At 59.4% G+C, this 17,310-nt stretch carries 14 protein-coding genes, 1 tRNA gene and 1 pseudogene; 10 read left to right on the top strand and 6 right to left on the bottom strand.

Translation table 11 applies throughout. The features are described 5' to 3' along the window. Positions 1-174 precede the first annotated feature (174 nt). From M0D69_RS05425 to M0D69_RS05435, 3 genes are all read left to right on the top strand, one after another. A complete protein-coding gene (locus M0D69_RS05425) occupies positions 175-840 on the top strand; it encodes a HugZ family protein (RefSeq protein ID WP_301781191.1) in 666 nt (221 codons plus the stop codon). Positions 841-1,215: 375 nt separating this feature from the next. Then, positions 1,216-1,521 (top strand): H-NS family nucleoid-associated regulatory protein, encoded by a 306-nt coding sequence (locus tag M0D69_RS05430; protein ID WP_047895405.1) that lies wholly within the window; start codon positions 1,216-1,218, stop codon positions 1,519-1,521. 249 nt (positions 1,522-1,770) lie between these two features. Beyond that, entirely contained in the window at positions 1,771-2,964 is a 1,194-nt protein-coding gene (locus M0D69_RS05435) for a cation diffusion facilitator family transporter (RefSeq protein WP_301781052.1), read from the top strand. Positions 2,965-2,999: 35 nt separating this feature from the next. Here the strand turns inward: M0D69_RS05435 and M0D69_RS05440 are convergent, their stop codons facing one another. The 3 genes from M0D69_RS05440 to M0D69_RS05450 all read right to left on the bottom strand — a co-directional run bounded on the left by M0D69_RS05440 (position 3,000) and on the right by M0D69_RS05450 (position 4,844). Next, entirely contained in the window at positions 3,000-3,458 is a 459-nt protein-coding gene (locus tag M0D69_RS05440; protein WP_031357026.1) for an Lrp/AsnC family transcriptional regulator, read from the bottom strand. Positions 3,459-3,552: 94 nt separating this feature from the next. Then, complete coding sequence (locus tag M0D69_RS05445; protein WP_301781053.1) at positions 3,553-4,203, bottom strand: exonuclease; 651 nt, start codon at positions 4,201-4,203, stop codon at positions 3,553-3,555. Then, positions 4,200-4,844 (bottom strand): MBL fold metallo-hydrolase, encoded by a 645-nt coding sequence (locus M0D69_RS05450; protein ID WP_301781054.1) that lies wholly within the window; start codon positions 4,842-4,844, stop codon positions 4,200-4,202. Before M0D69_RS05450 ends, M0D69_RS05445 begins: the two co-directional genes overlap by 4 nt. Before the next feature lie 678 nt (positions 4,845-5,522). Between M0D69_RS05450 and M0D69_RS05455 the strand changes: the two genes are divergently transcribed. Continuing rightward, a complete protein-coding gene (locus M0D69_RS05455) occupies positions 5,523-6,155 on the top strand; it encodes a septal ring lytic transglycosylase RlpA family protein (protein WP_301781055.1) in 633 nt (210 codons plus the stop codon). Positions 6,156-6,222: 67 nt separating this feature from the next. On the opposite strand, the gene rsmI is transcribed toward M0D69_RS05455, so the two are convergent. Then, positions 6,223-7,116, bottom strand: a complete 894-nt coding sequence (gene rsmI, locus M0D69_RS05460) for a 16S rRNA (cytidine(1402)-2'-O)-methyltransferase (RefSeq protein ID WP_301781056.1) — start codon at positions 7,114-7,116, stop codon at positions 6,223-6,225. A gap of 13 nt (positions 7,117-7,129) precedes the next feature. Between rsmI and M0D69_RS05465 the strand changes: the two are divergent. From M0D69_RS05465 to M0D69_RS05485, 5 genes and pseudogenes are all read left to right on the top strand, one after another. Beyond that, positions 7,130-7,553 (top strand): annotated as a pseudogene (locus tag M0D69_RS05465) (YraN family protein). Positions 7,554-7,726: 173 nt separating this feature from the next. Further along, the gene (locus M0D69_RS05470; RefSeq protein WP_301781057.1) at positions 7,727-8,314 is read left to right on the top strand and encodes an SIS domain-containing protein; all 588 of its coding nucleotides are present in this window, start codon (positions 7,727-7,729) and stop codon (positions 8,312-8,314) included. 20 nt (positions 8,315-8,334) lie between these two features. Then, the gene (locus M0D69_RS05475; protein WP_301781058.1) at positions 8,335-9,141 is read left to right on the top strand and encodes a BON domain-containing protein; all 807 of its coding nucleotides are present in this window, start codon (positions 8,335-8,337) and stop codon (positions 9,139-9,141) included. A 14-nt stretch (positions 9,142-9,155) separates the two neighbouring features. Continuing rightward, the gene (locus M0D69_RS05480; protein WP_301781059.1) at positions 9,156-9,482 is read left to right on the top strand and encodes a c-type cytochrome; all 327 of its coding nucleotides are present in this window, start codon (positions 9,156-9,158) and stop codon (positions 9,480-9,482) included. 68 nt (positions 9,483-9,550) lie between these two features. Continuing rightward, positions 9,551-9,626 (top strand) — tRNA-Ala (locus M0D69_RS05485). 364 nt (positions 9,627-9,990) lie between these two features. Here M0D69_RS05485 and M0D69_RS05490 read toward each other — a convergent pair. Beyond that, on the bottom strand, positions 9,991-11,670 hold the full coding sequence (locus M0D69_RS05490; protein WP_301781060.1) for a Na+/H+ antiporter: 1,680 nt from the start codon (positions 11,668-11,670) through the stop codon (positions 9,991-9,993). Positions 11,671-12,092: 422 nt separating this feature from the next. Here M0D69_RS05490 and M0D69_RS05495 point away from each other — a divergent pair, with 422 nt between their 5' ends. After that, on the top strand, positions 12,093-13,412 hold the full coding sequence (locus M0D69_RS05495; protein WP_301781061.1) for an EAL domain-containing protein: 1,320 nt from the start codon (positions 12,093-12,095) through the stop codon (positions 13,410-13,412). A 134-nt stretch (positions 13,413-13,546) separates the two neighbouring features. On the opposite strand, the gene M0D69_RS05500 is transcribed toward M0D69_RS05495, so the two are convergent. After that, complete coding sequence (locus M0D69_RS05500; RefSeq protein ID WP_301781062.1) at positions 13,547-17,116, bottom strand: indolepyruvate ferredoxin oxidoreductase family protein; 3,570 nt, start codon at positions 17,114-17,116, stop codon at positions 13,547-13,549. Positions 17,117-17,310 lie beyond the last annotated feature (194 nt).

Here is a 17,310-nt window from a genome sequence, read left to right on the forward strand (position 1 = left end):
GCTCTCTTTGCTTTCTTTGTTTTGACTGCCGGTCCTTTCACTGACCGGCGAAGCTTTCAATTCTATCGGGTTGCGGACATGCCTGGTTTGAGTGCTTTAAGATCGTAAAGGCTGCTGGTTTCCCTTACGTGTACGGTTCCAGATTCGCTTTTGAGTTCTCTCGTGAGGTTTGCTTTGAATATCCCCTCGCATGCTCCGCTGCATTTATTGCATCAAGTGCCGCACGGCACGCTTGCCACTCACTCGCGCGAGCCGCGCGGCTTCCCTTACCCGACCGCATTACCGTTCGCGCCGACTGCCCGTCACGTGCCTATGGTGCTCATTAGCCATCTGGCCGAACACACCCGTAATCTGCAAGTGGATGCGCGCGCTGGTTTTCTGATTACCCATTCGGCCGGCGATGCCATTCTCGAAGGCCAGCGCCTTACGATGCTCGGCTCGTTTTCTCCGGCGCCGCCTGAATCCGCCGATGAACTGGCGCGCCGTTATCTCCGATATCACCCGGATGCCGCACGTTATCTCGAACTGGGCGACTTCACGTTTTGGGTCATGTCGCTCGAACGCATGCGCTATATAGGCGGCTTTGGCGCAATGGGTTGGCTCGACGCCGCGGCGCTTGATCCACTTGAGCCGTTATCCGAGCAGAATGAGCTTCAACTGCTGGCATTATTTGCCGATTCTCCCGCGCGGCCGGCGGACCTCGAACTAATGGGTATCGACAAATATGGTTGCGATCTGCGGACTCCGGCAGCTCGCAATCGTTTCACCTTCGATAAACCGAAACAAACTCGCGCTGAACTGAATGCCGCGTTGATCGATTGTATTGAACGGCATAGGTGATTGTCTGAATTTGCGAACCCGCGACACGTGTCTTTATGTCGCGAAATTACGAGATGGTGTTACCGCGATGAAGCAAATTTTGGAGAAGCTCGCACGAAATGGAAGTTTTAAGGGACGTGTTTAGGTTTATTTTCATTTCATGAAAGATTTCCCGGCTTAATTTAATGATGTAAGTAAGATGAATGCGGAGTTTTGGCAACGTTCACCGAATCGCACCAATTGTTACGGACGCCCGTTCGACTGATTTGATTTAAATCGGCAGTGCAGAAACGTGCGCAAAATCCTAGTTGTGTTAATCTGCGATCCATTGAGAGGCTTTACCTTATAACCGGAACGAGCGACGACTCGTACACTGCAAACCACAAGGAAATCATCATGCCGTCTTACAAGGAACTTCTCGCGCAGCGCGAAAATCTCGAACGACAGATTGAAGAAGCGAAGTCGCGGGAATATGCTGAAGTTCTCAATGAAATCAAGCAGAAAATGGCCGACTACGGGATCACGCTTGCTGAATTGGCGGGTGGTCGCGGCGGTAAGAATTTGAAAAATGCATCGCGTCCGCGTGCAGGCGTTGCGCCGAAGTATCGTGATCCGGACAGCGGCAGCACATGGTCGGGCCGCGGCAAACCACCAAAGTGGATTGCTGGCCAGGAGCGTGACAACTTCCTGATCCAGAAGTGAGTTTTAGTCTGATTGAAAAAGCCGCACCATTTTAATGGTGCGGCTTTTTTTTGCCTGCGTACTGGCCCGACTCGCCCGGGATTGCTGAAAGCGGCCGGCTCTGCCGAGTTCAGACAGTATTCGAGGCACGACTGAGAACGCGTCGTGTTTAATGTAAATAGATGATTTTTATAGGGTTTATCGTTTTTAGGCGAGTGCGGTTCAGCGCGGCTTGCTAAAATTCGTCACTCAATGACTTCGAGTGATGACATGTCGCTATCAACAGCGCGCGCGGTGGAAAAGCAGGACGTAGCCCGCAAAACAACCTTTGCAAGTATTGCGCTTAATTCGGTGCTGATGGCGGCTCAGATCGTTGTCGGCGTGTTTGCGCATTCCCAGGCCTTGATTGCCGACGGCGTTCATTCACTGGCCGACCTGGTGTCGGACTTCATCGTGCTGTTGGCTAATCGGCATAGCAACGCCGCTCCGGACGACGACCACAATTACGGTCATAGCCGTTATGAAACAGTCGCTTCATTATTTCTCGGCGCGTTGTTAATTGCCGTCGGTGTCGGGATGTTATGGCGGGCGGGTGAACGTATTGCGAATCTTCAGGACATTCCGACAGTTCACGTGAGTGCATTGGTCGTCGCGGTGATCGTCCTGATTTCAAAGGAATTATTGTTTCGCTATATGCTCCGCGCTGCCGAACGCGTGAGATCGGCACTCCTGATCGCAAATGCGTGGCACGCTCGTTCGGATGCCGCGTCGTCACTTGTGGTCGCAATCGGCATTATTGGCAGTATGGCCGGCTGGCGTTTGCTGGATCCTATCGCGGCTGCAATTGTCGGTTTTATGGTGGCGCGCATGGGATGGACTTTCGGATGGGATGCGTTACAGGATTTGTCGGATCGCGCACTGGACCAAGCCGAAACAGAAAAATTGCGAATGTTGTTGGTCAGCACGCCGGGCGTTCGCGACGTGCATGAATTGCGCACGCGGAAAATGGGCGATCTCGCTATTGTCGACGCGCATATTCTCGTCGATCCCCGTATTTCAGTTTCAGAGGGCCATTACATCGCAGAATCGGCGCGAGCGAGCTTGTTGACAAATACCCGTGTCGTCGACGCATTGATTCACGTCGATCCGGAAAATGATGAAGTCAATCCACCTCCGGGCAGAATGCCTACACGTTCGGCTGTGAGTGATGCCGTCAGTGCTGTATTGGGCGCTCACGGTCTGACGTACGACAGTCTGAACCTGCATTATCTAAGCAGCGGCTTCGATATCGACCTGACGCTTCCCGCCGGTTTAAGCGACGAACAGCTGGGCAGCCTGGAGCGTGTCGATTTTGATGCGCTCAAGCGGAAACTCGGCGCGCGCGAAATTCGGCTTGCCCGAGCTGTGCGAAATCCGCCGGGTGTTGTGAATACTGAACATGCTGCCGCTTCTCGCACTCACTAAAGTGTCAAATTAAATTCAGGCAATTGAAGGCCGGTTCAAAGGGGCAATTGGGTATCGAATTTGATCTCGCGCAGCACCACGCTGGTCCGGACTTGTGCGACCGCCGGAATCTTGAAGATACGGTCGTGGAGAAAAGCGTCATACGACTTGATGTCCGGCGCGACAATTTTCAGGATGTAATCGGCCTCGCCCGTGGTGCTGTAGCACTCGGTGACTTCCGGGCACGTGGTGATCTCGCGTTCGAATTGTTCAACGCCGCCTTCTGTGTGACGCGTGAGATGAATATGAGCGAGCGCGCAAACATGCAAGCCGAGTTTTTCGCGATCGAGCAACGCGGTGTACCGCTGAATCACGCCCGATTGCTCCATATCCTTGATGCGCCGCCAGCACGGGGTGCTGGAGAGCCCGACTTGGTCGGATATCTCCTGAACTGAACGGCGGGCGTCCAGTTGCAGAAGTCGGAGGATTTTTTGTGAAAACGTGTCGAGAGTCAACTGCGCCTCCTTTCGGTCGCTACCAACTCCAATAGTAGAGGTGGCAGAAAGGAAGCGCAATGTCAAACGCCTGCCGTGAGCAATATTGCCTAACTCAATGCCCAGACTGCGCGTTTTGTCCTTCGGCGTCTTTGTCGTCCGGCGTTTCACCGGCCGCTTTTAACGATGCCAGCAGCGCCCGCTGAGTCCGCAATTCGGCCAGCATGTTGCAGAAAAGGGCACCTTGTTCGACGGCGTCATCGAGTGCGACGTGCGTGTGCGGAAGTTCGTCGAACCAGTGTTTCGGCAAACGCGGTTTGATGGCTTTCCGGTACGGCAGATCGGTCAGCGCGAATGCGAGTGTCTTGATGTCGAGCGCCGACCATGAGAACGGGCAACGCTCGGCGAAACGCATCATGTACCAGAACATGTACGTGAAGTCGAAACCTGCAGGATACGCAACGAACACGGGCTTGCCGGGCAACGCCTCCACCCATTCAACGTAAGCGCGCAATGCAGTGAGCGGTTGCTGCAAGTCCTTACGGCATGCGGCCCATGCTTCGGGCTGGGTCTTCCACCAGGCGGCCTGAATCGGGTGAGGCGCCGCGCCTTCCAGCGTTTCGAGATTGGCGGAGAACGTGCCGATCAGTTCCTTGTGCTCCGTGTAGGCCGCCGATGCAAAACTCAACATGGAGTGCGGCCCGGGAATGGGTCCATCAGCTTCGACGTCCGTGCTTACGTAGATTTCCGGAATAGCGGTGCTCATGCGCTCATCCGGTCGCCGACGAACGGGTTGGTGCGGCGTTCATGACCGAACGTGGACGCAGGACCGTGGCCCGGCACGAACGTAACGTCATCGCCCAGCGGCCAAAGTTTTTCCTGCACGGAGCGCACGAGGTCGGAATGGTTGCCGCGCGGAAAGTCCGTACGGCCAATCGACCCCGCAAACAGTACGTCGCCGACCAATGCCAGGCGGTTCGCCCGGTTGAAGAAGATCACATGGCCCGGCGTATGTCCGGGGCAGTGATAAACCTCCATGGTTTCGTCGCCGAACTGAACCGAATCGCCTTCTTGCAGCCACCGGTCAGGCGTGAAGACCTGCGCATCACCGAACCCGAAGCGTTTGCTTTGCTCCGGCAACTGTTCGATCCAGAACGCGTCTTCGGTGTGTGGTCCGTGTATCTCCACACCATAGTGGTCGGCAACCGCCCTCGCGCCGCCGCAATGATCGAGATGCCCGTGCGTGAGCAGCACTTTGTCGACGGATACCTCGAGTTGCTCGACCGCGCTGATGATCCGCTCGACTTCACCGCCCGGATCGACGACGACCGCGCGGCCCGTCGCGTCGCACACGACGATTGAACAATTTTGCTGAAACGGTGTCACGGGAATAAGAGTGACCTTCATGGATAGGCGACCGGACGCGTAAAAACGTCCATTGTAACGGGCGAAAACTGGCGCTGCGGCCGCTCGTCAAGCGTTAGCCGAACGGTCGAAATTTGCCTAAAAAGGAGGCGGAATCCGCAATTTTTACGCTTACAGAGAAAATGAGTAACATTTTGTGCATCAATGGTCGGTCCAAGTATGCCTTTGGGTATAATCGGGCCACGTGTGCATGGTTTGAACATGCCATCAATGGGCACTGAGAGACGCGAGTAGCGCGTTTTTACAATTGTCATCAAGTACGCAGTTCGGAGCAGCAGTGCTTCGAAATCGCAATCAAGCATCGGTTTTGGCCGATGTGCACGTCTTGTCCAGCCAGGTGCGATGCGCCTGCCAACGGCCTTAGCTGCCGTCATGCTGGATGGGGCCTACGCCGCCGTTCCTGCGCAATTGAGCGCGCAAGAACGTGTGATCCACGTTCGATGGCGGCATGTGGGGTCTGGTCAGGCTGCCGGGGACAGGTTGCGCCAGACGTGAAAACTAACCGGGCATTTGCGGCGAGGTACGCCGCACCCGAGCACTGGCTCGCCATTCGAATTTTCGAGCGGGGTGTACCTTTGCGCGGAAAAAGCCTTGAGCTGCCTACGCACGTCCGCGTTTTGTCGGACGGTTGAGGCGGCTCGAACCGTTGATTACACGTCTATGAATTTACGACTAACCCGACATCTCGGGAGTCTTTTGGTCTTTGCAATCCTCACGGGTTGCGCGATGCCGCCAAGCGGTGGCGATCAGGCGAGCGCGCTGAAAACCGGCGCGCAGTCAGCCAGCGCCGCGAACACGGGCCGCGGGGCGGGGCGCCTTGCTGCACCGCTCGCTTACGACTCCCGGCTGAATGCATTACCCTCGTCGGCCAGCAATTCCTCTGACACATCCTCGCTGGCGAACGCGGCGCCCATCACTGCCGGTCCGAATATCGGAGACTTCGAGCAGCAGGGCCGCGCCTCTTGGTACGGCCGCGGTTTCCATGGCCGAAAGACGGCCAGCGGCGAACGCTATAACATGCATGCGCTCACCGCAGCGCATCGCACGCTGCCGCTCGCTTCGTGGGTTCGTGTGACTAATCAGGCGAATAACAAATCGGTGGTCGTCAAGATCAACGACCGTGGCCCGTATGCGCGCGGCCGTGTGATTGATCTTTCCTATGCCGCCGCCGCCGTGCTCGGCATGCGTGGCGCGGGTGTCGGAAAGGTGAAGATCGAAGGCTTGACGCAGCAGGAAGCGCGAGCGGCACGAGAGCAAGAGCAATCGCTGGCATCGATCACGCCTGCCGACTGATCATCGTCAGCTTATTGCGTAGCAAAAAAACGGGCCGTTTCGACGGCCCGTTTTTTATTGCCGCACGTCATTCGCGCTCGTTCTCTCCGCGCGCCTTATCCATTGCCAGCGCCCTTGTGTACAGCGCATTGCGCGATGCGCCCGTCAACGTCGCCGCCAATCTCGCAGCGCTGCTCACCGATAACTCCTCCAGCAAGGTTGCGAGCAAGGCGTCATGAGCGTCGTCGGCGGCCTCTTGCTGCGGCGCGCCTTCCACCACGAGAACGAATTCGCCGCGTTGCCGGTTTGCATCGCCGGCGAGCCACGTTGGCCCTTCGGCCAGGGTGCAGCAATGGATGCTCTCATGTAACTTGGTCAACTCACGAGCAATCAGCAATCGCCGCTCGCCACCGAACGCGCGCTCAAGCGCCTGCACCGTTTCCACAATCCGATGCGGCGCTTCGTAGAAAACAAGCGCTGGCGTGTGCGTGAGCAGCGACTGCAACTGCGTGTCGCGCTGCTTCGGTTTGGTGGCAAGAAAGCCGATGAACGAAAACGTGTGAACCCATGCGCCAGCCACGCTGAGCGCGGTGGCGAGTGCGCTCGCGCCTGGCAGCGGGATGATGGGAAAGCCGGCTTCGCGCACTGCATCGACAAGCTTGGCGCCTGGGTCCGATATGCCCGGTGTGCCCGCATCCGAGACACAGGCAATGCGCTCGCCATTACGCAGATGTGCGATCACGTGCTCGGCGGCGCTGCGCTCATTGTGTTCATGCACGGCTATGGTCGGCTTCGAAATGCCATAGCGCGACAGCAGCTGGGACGTGTTGCGCGTGTCCTCGGCAGCCACCCGGTCGACGAGTCCGAGCACATGCAGCGCACGCACCGTGATGTCCGCGACATTGCCAATGGGCGTCGCGACTATATAGAGCGCGCCAGCCGGAAACTGCTGGCCAAGGGCCAATTCGGAGAGTGGAGTCATGAGGGCGGGTGGCATGCGGAGGACGTCATTGTGCCATGCGAAGAGAGACAACTTTTTGGGGAACGGAGTGTCGAAAACGATCGGAAACGCGTTCGAGCAACGCGCGCTGGAATATCTGCAGCGGCAGCGCCTGCGTTTTGTCGCGCGCAATTTCGTGTGTCGCGGCGGCGAAATCGATCTTGTGATGCGCGAGATCGGCAGCCAGCGTGCACTGGTATTCGTCGAGGTGCGCGCGCGGCGCAGTCGGCAGTTCGCGGCAGTTCGCGGCAGCTGCGGCAAGTATCGGCGCGCATAAGCAACGGCGGCTCGTTCTCGCGGCGCAGCACTATCTGATGACGTGGCGTGGTGCGCTGCCCGTGTGCCGCTTCGACGTGATCGCGTTCGATGCGGGCCGCATCGTATGGTTACGCGACGCTTTTCGCACGGATACGTCGTGAAAGCGCGCGCATCTTAAGTGACGCGGACAGCGAGTGCGGTAAACTGCGCGGAGCTTGGGCGCCGGGGAAGTATTGAAGTGGTGAAGCATCGGCTTGGCGACCTATCGAAGCAAACCGTCGAAGCAGCCTGTCAATAAACTACCGCGCATGGCGCGGCCGATAACCGAGAGTCGATGTCCGTCGAACGTATCCAGCAACATTTCCGCGAAAACGCGGCCGTCCATCGCGAAGCACTCGACACGCTTGCTTTTCCCGTCGCCGCAGCCATCGACGTGCTGTTCGGCGCACTCGCGAACGGCTCGCGAATTCTCACGTGCGGCAACGGCGGGTCGGCCGCCAACTCGCAGCGGCTCGCGTCTACGTTAGTAGGACATTTCGAGCGCGAGCGGCCGGGCTTGCCGGCCATTGCGCTGGATGCGAATGTCTTGACGATCACGGGCATCGGCAATAACTCGGCTTTCGAAGAGATCTATTCGAAGCAGATCCGCGCGCTGGGGCAAGCCGGGGACGTTTTGGTCGTCATCTCCACGTCGGGCAACTCGGTCAACCTGCTCGCGGCGATCCAGGCCGCGCATGAGCGCGAGATGTTCGTGATCGCGTTGACGGGCGCGGGCGGCGGCGTGATCAGCGAAGTGCTCGCCGACACCGATATTCATATCTGCGTGCCGTCCGAACGGCAGGCGCGAATCCAGGAAGTCCATCTGTTAACCATTCACTGCCTGTGCGACGGCATCGACGCGATGCTGCTGGGGGACGAATGATTCTTAAGGGGAACGAGTTGATGAACAAGACACGCGTCAGGTCGACGCTAGCCAGAGCCACGCTGCTGGTGAGCCTGTTGTCAGGCGTCGCGCTGACCCTGCAAGGTTGCCCGCTTGTGGTCATCGGCGCAATGGGCGGTGCAGTGGGCGGCGGCACGCTCGTCGCAACCGACCGGCGTACGCTCGGCGCGCAAACCGAAGACCGCGAGATCCAGGTGAAAGCCAAGTCGCGCGTCGGCGAAAGTCTGCCCGATCAGGCGCATGTCAGCGTGACTGTGTTCAACCGGCGCGTGCTGCTGACCGGCGAAGTGCCGTCGGACCAATGGAAGCAGAAGGCCGAAGATGTGGTGCGTAACATCAACAATGTGAACAGCATTGTGAACGAGCTCGCTATTCAAGGCGCGAGTTCGTTGTCGTCGCGTACTAACGATGCCTACCTCGAGAGCCGCGTGAAGGGTGCGATGGTCGGTGAGAAGGATATGCGAGCGAACTACTACAAGGTGGTGTGCGAGCGCGGCACGGTGTATTTGATGGGTCTGGTCACGCGTGAGGAAGGCACGTCCGGCGCGAATGTCGCGGCGCAGGTGCCGGGCGTCGAACAGGTGGTCAAGGTGTTCCAGTACATCAAGCCGGAAGAGGCTCAGGCACTGTCGGCGGCAGCCGCATCGGGCGCGAGCGCACCGGCGGCAGCATCGGCAAGTGAGGATGCGACGGTCGGTGCAGTGCCGGATTCGTCCGTGAGTTCGACGCCGCTGGGCGCGCAGACGCCCGCACCGGTCAAGAACTCCGATGTGCATCCGGGTAATCCTGCGCCCGCCGCGAAATGAAGCGGTGGTTTTCCATGACCGTGCTCGCGACGGCGATCACGGTCGCGACCGGTCAGGGTGCGCTCGCTGCTGACACTTCCGCCGATGCCATGAACATCGCGCGCAAGAATGCCTGCATGGGATGTCACGCGGTGGACCGCAAGCTGGTTGGACCGTCGTTCGAGCAGATCGCGGGGAAATACAAGGGCGACGTCCAGGCGCCCGCCCGGCTCGAAACGAAAGTGAGGAACGGCGGCAGCGGAGTCTGGGGCGTCTTGCCCATGCCGTCGCATCCCTCAATGGATGGAGCGGATATCAAGAAGGTCGTCGGCTGGATTCTTGCTGGCGCACCGCCGAAATAAGGTGTGCGGCTGGCGGCGCTTGACCCTTGTCAGAGGGTCTTGAGGCTGTGCTAGAATCGTGAGACGTTGGGGGGGTAGCTCAGCTGGGAGAGCGTCGCGTTCGCAATGCGAAGGTCGGGAGTTCGATCCTCCTCCTCTCCACCACGGTTAAGTTTTACGACGATCAACATGATGTTGGAAGCCCGCGCAGCGCAAGCTGCGGCGGGCTTTTTTGTCTTTCGGCCAATGAGGCATCGACATAGCGCGCGCTGTTCGCGATTCCCCAAAAAAAAACCGCTCAGAGCCGGAGGCGGTGAGCGGACAAGATCGGAGAGTTACAACGACATCATGCACATTCATGGATTGCGCACGAGATGAAGTATGCGGCGGTGGGCATCGGCGGCGAATACGAAAACTCTTAAAAGTTCAGCCTTTCGATCGATTCGCGTGTCTTGAATAAAAGTCTGAAACAGACACGTTGCTAAACAGCAGAAAGAATCGCTACGTAGTACCGAACAGGGCACTTCGCCTAAGCACTCGCACCTTTCTTCCGGTTCACGATCGCCGTCTCCGACAAATCGATCTCGCGCATCAGCTTGTTCAGGGTTTCATCGTTGATTGCCTGCCGCGTGCGCATCTTGAGCAGCTCCGAGCACTCCGCTCTCAATGCTGCCATTCTCAGCTTCATCTCGACCACCTCGCTCTCACGCGCAGCTCGACGTGGTTCCTCCTCTTCGCCGAGTCCTTCAAGACGCCGCCGATACAAGCTCATCACGCGCGCGGCCGTATCCGTGCAGCGTGCCGACGCCGCTTCGTCCATCTGCTCGCTGAGATTTTCCTGCGTTGAATCGATGGCGCGGATTGCAGCCTGCGCCGCATGCCGGCGCGCAATTCGTTCCTCGGCTGCGTGCGGGTCGCTACGGCGTTTCAGGCCGTTCAGCAGCATCGGCAAGCCGATCACCCCGATCAGCAACGACATCAGAATCGTCGCCGATGCAATGAAGACCGCGAGATCGCGTCCGGGTAGTTCCGAGCCATTCGGCAGCACTTCGGGCAACGACAGCACGCCCGCCAGCGTGATCGCGCCGCGCACGCCGCCGATGGTGGTCATCGCGACGGTGCGCACGCCCGGCACCGCGTTCGCCACGCCGTGTTTCGCGGCGCCGCGGCTCGCGACCCAGCGCAACACCCACACCCACGCGAAGCGCAGCGCGTACAGCGCGACCACTACGGCCGCCACGTAACCGAGCAGCAAGCCGACCTGCTGCAGACCGTCGTGATGCGCCTCGATCAACGCGCGTCCGATGATGTGTGGAAACTGCAGTCCGAGCAGGATGAACACCATCCCGTTGAACACGAATTCGATCATCGTCCACGTGCTGGTCATGCGGATTCGCGCCGCCGTGGGAATGCCTTCGCGCAGGCTCTGGAAGTTCATCATCATCCCGGCCGATACCGCCGCGAGAATGCCCGAGCAGCCGAACCGTTCGGCGATCAGGTACGCCGCAAATGGAATCAGCAGGGTGAGGATGACGCCGGCGGCAGGATCGTCGTCTTCGGATAGCTTCACGATCCGTCCTGGAATGGATGTCACCAGCCAGCTGATCGCCGCGCCGATCACGATCCCGCCCACGGCGATCAGCACGAAACTGATCGCCGCCGCGCGCAACGAAAACACGCCCGTGAGCGCCGCCGCGATGGCGAATTTCAGCGCAACCAGGCCGGACGCGTCGTTCATCAGCGCCTCGCCTTCCAGGATGTGCATCAGGTTCGCCGGAATGCGCCCCTTGCCCGCGATGCCGCTGAGCGCGACGGCGTCCGTCGGCGATAACACGGCGGCAAGTGCGAACGCGACCGGCAGCGTCATGGCGGGAATCATCGCGTGCAGGAACCAGCCGAGCGCGCCCACGGTCATGAATACGAGGCCCAGCGCGAGCATCAGAATCGCGCGGCGCTGCATGAAAAATTCGCGTTTCGGGATGCGCCAGCCATCGGCGAACAAAAGTGGCGGGATGAAGAGCATCATGAAAAGCTCAGGATCAAACGTGACATGCAGGCCGAATCCCGGCCACGCGAGACACGCGCCAATCGCGATCTGGATCAGCGGTAACGGCAGCGTGAAAGGCAACGCGGTGGGCAGCAGGCTGGTGGCGAGGCCGGACAGCGCGACCGCCAGCATGAGGATCAAGACAGTGAAAACGATTTCCATGGATTTGCGGATCCGGCAGGAGCGTGGTTAGTCGCGGTTAGTCGATACCGACGCCCCTTTTTTAACGAAGAAGGGCCAAAGTTTAGCTTGGACAGGCGTCGGGGGTTTTATCTGGCATTCGGGAGCGATCCACGATGCGCACTGTGTTGGTGCGCTCGCACGCCGAGCCGTGAACCTGGCGTCTCGTGGCGGTGCACATGTGGGCGGACCGTCAGGAAACGCGTGGACTCGCGTGAGCACGGAGCTTGCTTTATCGAAGGGGACGGGACGGGTAGATTCCGCTTGATGATAAATGAGGGCTTTATGAAATCAGGACTGAGGGCGCCGGTTGCGCGACGTCGAGCGCAATCGATTGCGGTTATGGAAAATGAACGGGTGCACGAACGAGGATCAAACGCGGGCATCCGGACGGGGAAGGCAAGATGGCAATAGCGAATCCTGACAAGGTGAAGCCGGTCTCGCCGCGGACATTCGAACTGAGCGTGACGTCGGGGTTCGACCGGTATTCGGTCGAACACGGCGGCTGGACGCTGTCGAGCGTGTTTCAGCCCGTGTTCAGCCTGTCGCATATGCGGGCGGTCGGTTACGAAGGTCTGCTGCGTGCGCACGATGCGCTCGATCGTGTTGTGTCGCCGCTCGATGTATTCGGCCAGGCCGCGCGCGTGGGCGAGGCGATGCAGGTCGACCGGCTGTCGCAGGCGCTGCATCTCGAGAATTTCAAGGTGCTCGGCGCGGAGAACGAATGGCTGTTTCTCAACGTACATCCGGGGGCGCTGACCGAGCCGTATCACATGGCCGCCTTACTGGCGAATCTCAAGCGTTTGCAGGTCGAGCCGCGTCGCGTGGTGCTGGAGGTGCTGGAGCAACGCGCTGATGACATCGAAAAGCTCGCGGATGCCGTGCAGCATTTTCGCGAACACGGCTTCCTGATCGCGCTCGATGATTTCGGCGCGGGGCACTCCAATATTGAACGGATCTGGCAGCTTGATCCCGATATCGTCAAGCTGGATCGTGTGATGTTGTCGCATGCCGCGCACTCGGCGCATTCGGTCCACGGGACGAGCCACTTGAAGCATCGGCGGAACATGGAGGCGATTTTGTCCGGCGTGGTGTCGTTGCTGCATGAGGCGGGCAAGCTGGTGTTGATCGAAGGCGTGGAGACGGAGCACGAGGCGCAGCTTGCGCTCGCAAGCGGTGCGGACTTCGTGCAGGGATTTTTCTTCGGCCGGCCGAATCCGGGTCTCGCCGATGCCTCCCAAGCGCACACGCTGATGAGCGAATTGACCGAGCGTTTCCGGTTGCAGACGGAGGCGAAGGAACGGCGCGTCGCGACACGTCTGCAGCCGTATGTGCGTGCTTTTGAGCGTGCAGCGGAACGGCTTGCAGCGGGGGAGGTGCTGGAAGAGGTGTGCTGGAATTTCCTGTCGCTGGATAACGCGGCGCGGTGTTTTCTCCTCGATGCCAACGGCCGGCAGGCAGGGCGCAACGTGGTGCTTCGAGCCGATCGCGCCGCGCATGAAGCGCGGTTGTTGCCGCTTATCGATGCGCAAGGGGCGAACTGGCTAAGGCGGCCGTATTTCCGGGCGGCGTTGGGCGACCCGGATAGGGTGCATGTGACGAAGCCGTATTTATCGATTAATGAAGCGTTGCCGTGCGTGACGTTATCGGTGGAGACGCGCATGGGTGGGCAACGGTGCGTGCTTTGTGGGGATATTGACTGGATTGCGGAGGAGGAAGAGTAGGGGGCGGTTTCCGTCGCATCACGAAAAAGCCCGCGAATCGCTTGCGGGCTTTTTCATTTTTTTGCGGGATAAGCGCATACGCGTTGGCTGTATATCTACCGATGCCGGGCAGCTCCGGACCGGGAGTAGGCCCGTTACTTCGCCACCACCACCGGAATTCCCCTCAACGCTCCGGCACCCTTCAACTCATCGAGCGAAGCCTTTACATACCGCCCCGTCTCCACCGCGATCCCCAATTTCGCTCCTAAATCCCGTTCACGGCGCTTGACCATCGATAGATTCGCCAGCTTCACGTGTCCATAACCGCGAATGCGTTCGTGCAGCAGCGCGAGCGTTTCGACGTCCTTCACGTTGTCCGGCGTCAGCACTTCAAGCGCGCGTCGAATGGTGATTTCGTAATCGCCGGGGAGTTGGCGTTCCATCTTCCGCTCAAGCGATTTGCCAAACGGATCGATGACCGTGCCGCGCAATCCACGAACCTTCGCCATTATCCCAAGCACCGGCCACAACCATTGCCCGAACGTCATCTTCCGCGGCTGACCACCATTCTTGGCCTTCGATAAAACCGGCGGCGCCATATTGAATTTCACTGTGAAATCCTGCCCAGCCGAACCTTCGAATTGCGCTTCCAGTGCAGCCCGGAATGCCGGATCGGTGTGAAGCCGCGCGACTTCGTATTCGTCCTTGACCGCCAGCAACCGATAAAACGTCGAAGCCACCGCGCGCGTCACTGCATCGTCGTTAAGCGCGGCTGCAGCCGAAACCAGCGACCGATATCGCGTCACATAACCCGCACCGCCATACGCCAACAACCGCGCTTCACGATCCGCGATCAACGCATCGAGCGGCATCGCGGCCATCTCGACTCGAGGCGTAACCTTGGCCTTCCGCAGCGCTTCCAAAGCATCAATATCCGCCGCGGCCAACCGGCCGATAGCAAACGCCAGCTTGTTCATCGGCACGGCGACGTTGTTCAACTCGATAGCCCGCATCAACGCCGCGTGCGACACGGGCACAAGCCCAAGTTGCCACGCATAACCCAGCATCAAGATATTCGCGCCGATGGTATCGCCGAGAAAACGTGTCGCCAGAGCCTGCGCATCGCACGCGTTCATACGCTCCGCGCCGGCCGCGTGTTGCATCTTGTCCAGCAGCTCTCCGGCGTGCAGATTCGCGTCGGGGTTCTGCACAAAAGTCGCGTTCGGAATTGCGTGCGTGTTCACGACAATGCGCGTGCGTCCATGCCGCACCGTTTGCAGCGCATGGGCGCTTGCACCGACGACCATGTCGCAAGCGAGCAGCACGTCGGCCTGCTGGGTATCGATACGCACCTGGTTCAGCAATGCGTCGGTGGCGGCGAAGCGCACGAACGACAGTACCGCGCCGCCCTTCTGCGCAAAGCCCATGAAGTCGAGCACGGACGCGCTCTTGCCTTCAAGATGCGCGGCCATGCTGATCAGCGCGCCGACCGTCACCACACCCGTGCCGCCGACGCCGGTAATCAAAATGTCGTACGGCGCGTTATCGAGTTCGAGCTTGGGTTCCTGCAACGCATCGACGCGGGCCGCGAGCGCGTCAGGATCGAATACGTTACCGGCCGCTTTCTTGAGCTTCGCGCCTTCCAGCGTGACGAAGCTCGGGCAAAAACCGTTCACGCACGAGTAGTCCTTGTTGCACGACGACTGGTCGATGCGGCGCTTGCGCCCGAGCTCGGTTTCCACCGGTTCCACCGATAAACAATTGCTCTGCACGCCGCAATCGCCACAGCCTTCGCACACGGCTTCGTTTATGAAGAGCCGCTTGTCAGGGTCAGGAAACTCGCCTTTCTTGCGGCGACGACGTTTTTCCGCTGCGCAGGTTTGATCGTAGATAAGTACGGTGACGCCTTTGATATCGCGCAACCGGCGTTGAACATCGTCGAGTTCGCTTCGATGATGAAACGTCGTGCCTTTCGGAAATTGATCGTGATGGCCGTCGTATTTCTCGGGTTCATCGCTGACCACAACCAGCGTGGCGATGCCTTCCGCTTCAACTTGCCGCGCGATTTGCGGCACGGAAATGCTGCCGTCGACGGGCTGTCCACCGGTCATCGCGACGGCGTCGTTGTACAAGATTTTGTACGTGATGTTGGCCTCCGCCGCAACCGCTTGGCGAATGGCCAGGATTCCTGAGTGAAAGTAGGTGCCATCGCCGAGATTCTGGAACACGTGTGGCGTTTTCGTGAACATGGAGTGCGAGGCCCAATCCACGCCTTCGCCTCCCATCTGGATCAAGCCCGTTGTATCGCGCTCCATCCACGACGCCATGAAATGGCAGCCGATCCCCGCCTGCGCAATCGATCCGTCGGGTACTTTCGTCGATGTATTGTGCGGGCAGCCCGAGCAAAAGTAAGGCGTGCGTTTGACGGCATCGGCGGCGTTCGACAGGATTTGCGGCGCGACGAGATCGACGACTTTATCGCGGCGATCAAGCGATGGTTTGTGCCGCGCGAGCCAGTCCGCGAACACCGGTAGCACGCGCGACGGACGCAGTTCGCCCAGCGCGCTTAGTAAGGCCGCGCCATCCTGCGCGTTTTTACCGACGACAATCGGGCGCGCGCCTTGAGTCCGGTTATACAAATGGTCCTTGATCTGCTGCTCGATCACCGGCCCTTTCTCTTCGATCACGAGCACTTCCGAAAGACCTTCCACGAAGGTATCGAGCCGCGTGGTTTCGAGCGGAAACGACAAGCCCACTTTATAGATGCGCACGCCGGCGGCATCGAGGTCATCGACGCTCAGATCCAGCCGGCGCAGCGTTTCCATCAGATCCAGATGCGCCTTGCCACACGTCACAATGCCGACGTTCGCATGGTGACTCGGCGCAATCCATTTATCGATGGAATGTGTTTTGGAAAAGTACCGCACGGCGTCGAGTTTCGCGGCAAGCCGCGCTTCAATCGTCAAGCTCGGCAGATCGGGCCAGCGATTATGCAAACCGCCTTCGGGCGCAACGAAACCTTCCGGCGCCGGCCACACGGTCTGCAGCGCATCGAGATCCACTGTCGAGCCTGATTCCACCGTCTCCGAGATCGCCTTATAACCCACCCACGCGCCCGAAAAACGCGACAACGCCCAGCCGTAAAGCCCGAACTCGAGCATATCGGCGATATTCGATGGATTCACCACGGGCATGTGCCAGGCGATCATCGCCTGATCGGACTGATGCGGCATGGACGACGACACGCAGCCGTGATCGTCGCCCGCCACGACCAGCACGCCGCCATGCGGCGACGAACCGTACGCGTTGCCGTGCTTGAGCGCGTCGCCGGCACGGTCGACGCCCGGGCCTTTGCCGTACCACATCGCAAAGACGCCATCGACGGTGCGCTCGGGATCCGATTCCACCCGCTGCGTGCCCAGCACGGCCGTACCGCCGAGCTCCTCGTTGATCGCGGGCAGGAAACGCACGTCGTGCGACGCGAGGAGCTTGTTCGCTTTCCACAATTGCTGATCGACCATACCAAGCGGCGAGCCCCGATAACCGCTCACGAAACCCGCTGTATTCAGCCCGGCGGCGCGATCCAGCTGGCGTTGCATAAGGACCAGCCGAACCAATGCCTGCGTGCCGGTGAGGAAGATGCGGCCATGCGCGGCGTTGAGGTTGTCGGTGAGTTGGTAATTTGCTAACGGGGGATGGTCTGTAAAAGGCACACGCGCGTTCATGCGGTCTCCGGCGTTTTGTCGCTGAATTGAGGGGATATCGCCATTCTTCCTCGACACAACCGGAAGGTTTTTGCGTTCTTCGCGATCGCACGCTCGTACCGGAAACAAAAGCGATCTTTATTGAGATGAACGAGTGGAAATCACCTGCTGAATGGCTAACGTGTGGTTAACCCGCAGCTAGAACCGCCTCGGAG

It is taken from the genome of Caballeronia sp. SEWSISQ10-4 2 (assembly GCF_030464885.1).
GTDB lineage: Bacteria > Pseudomonadota > Gammaproteobacteria > Burkholderiales > Burkholderiaceae > Caballeronia.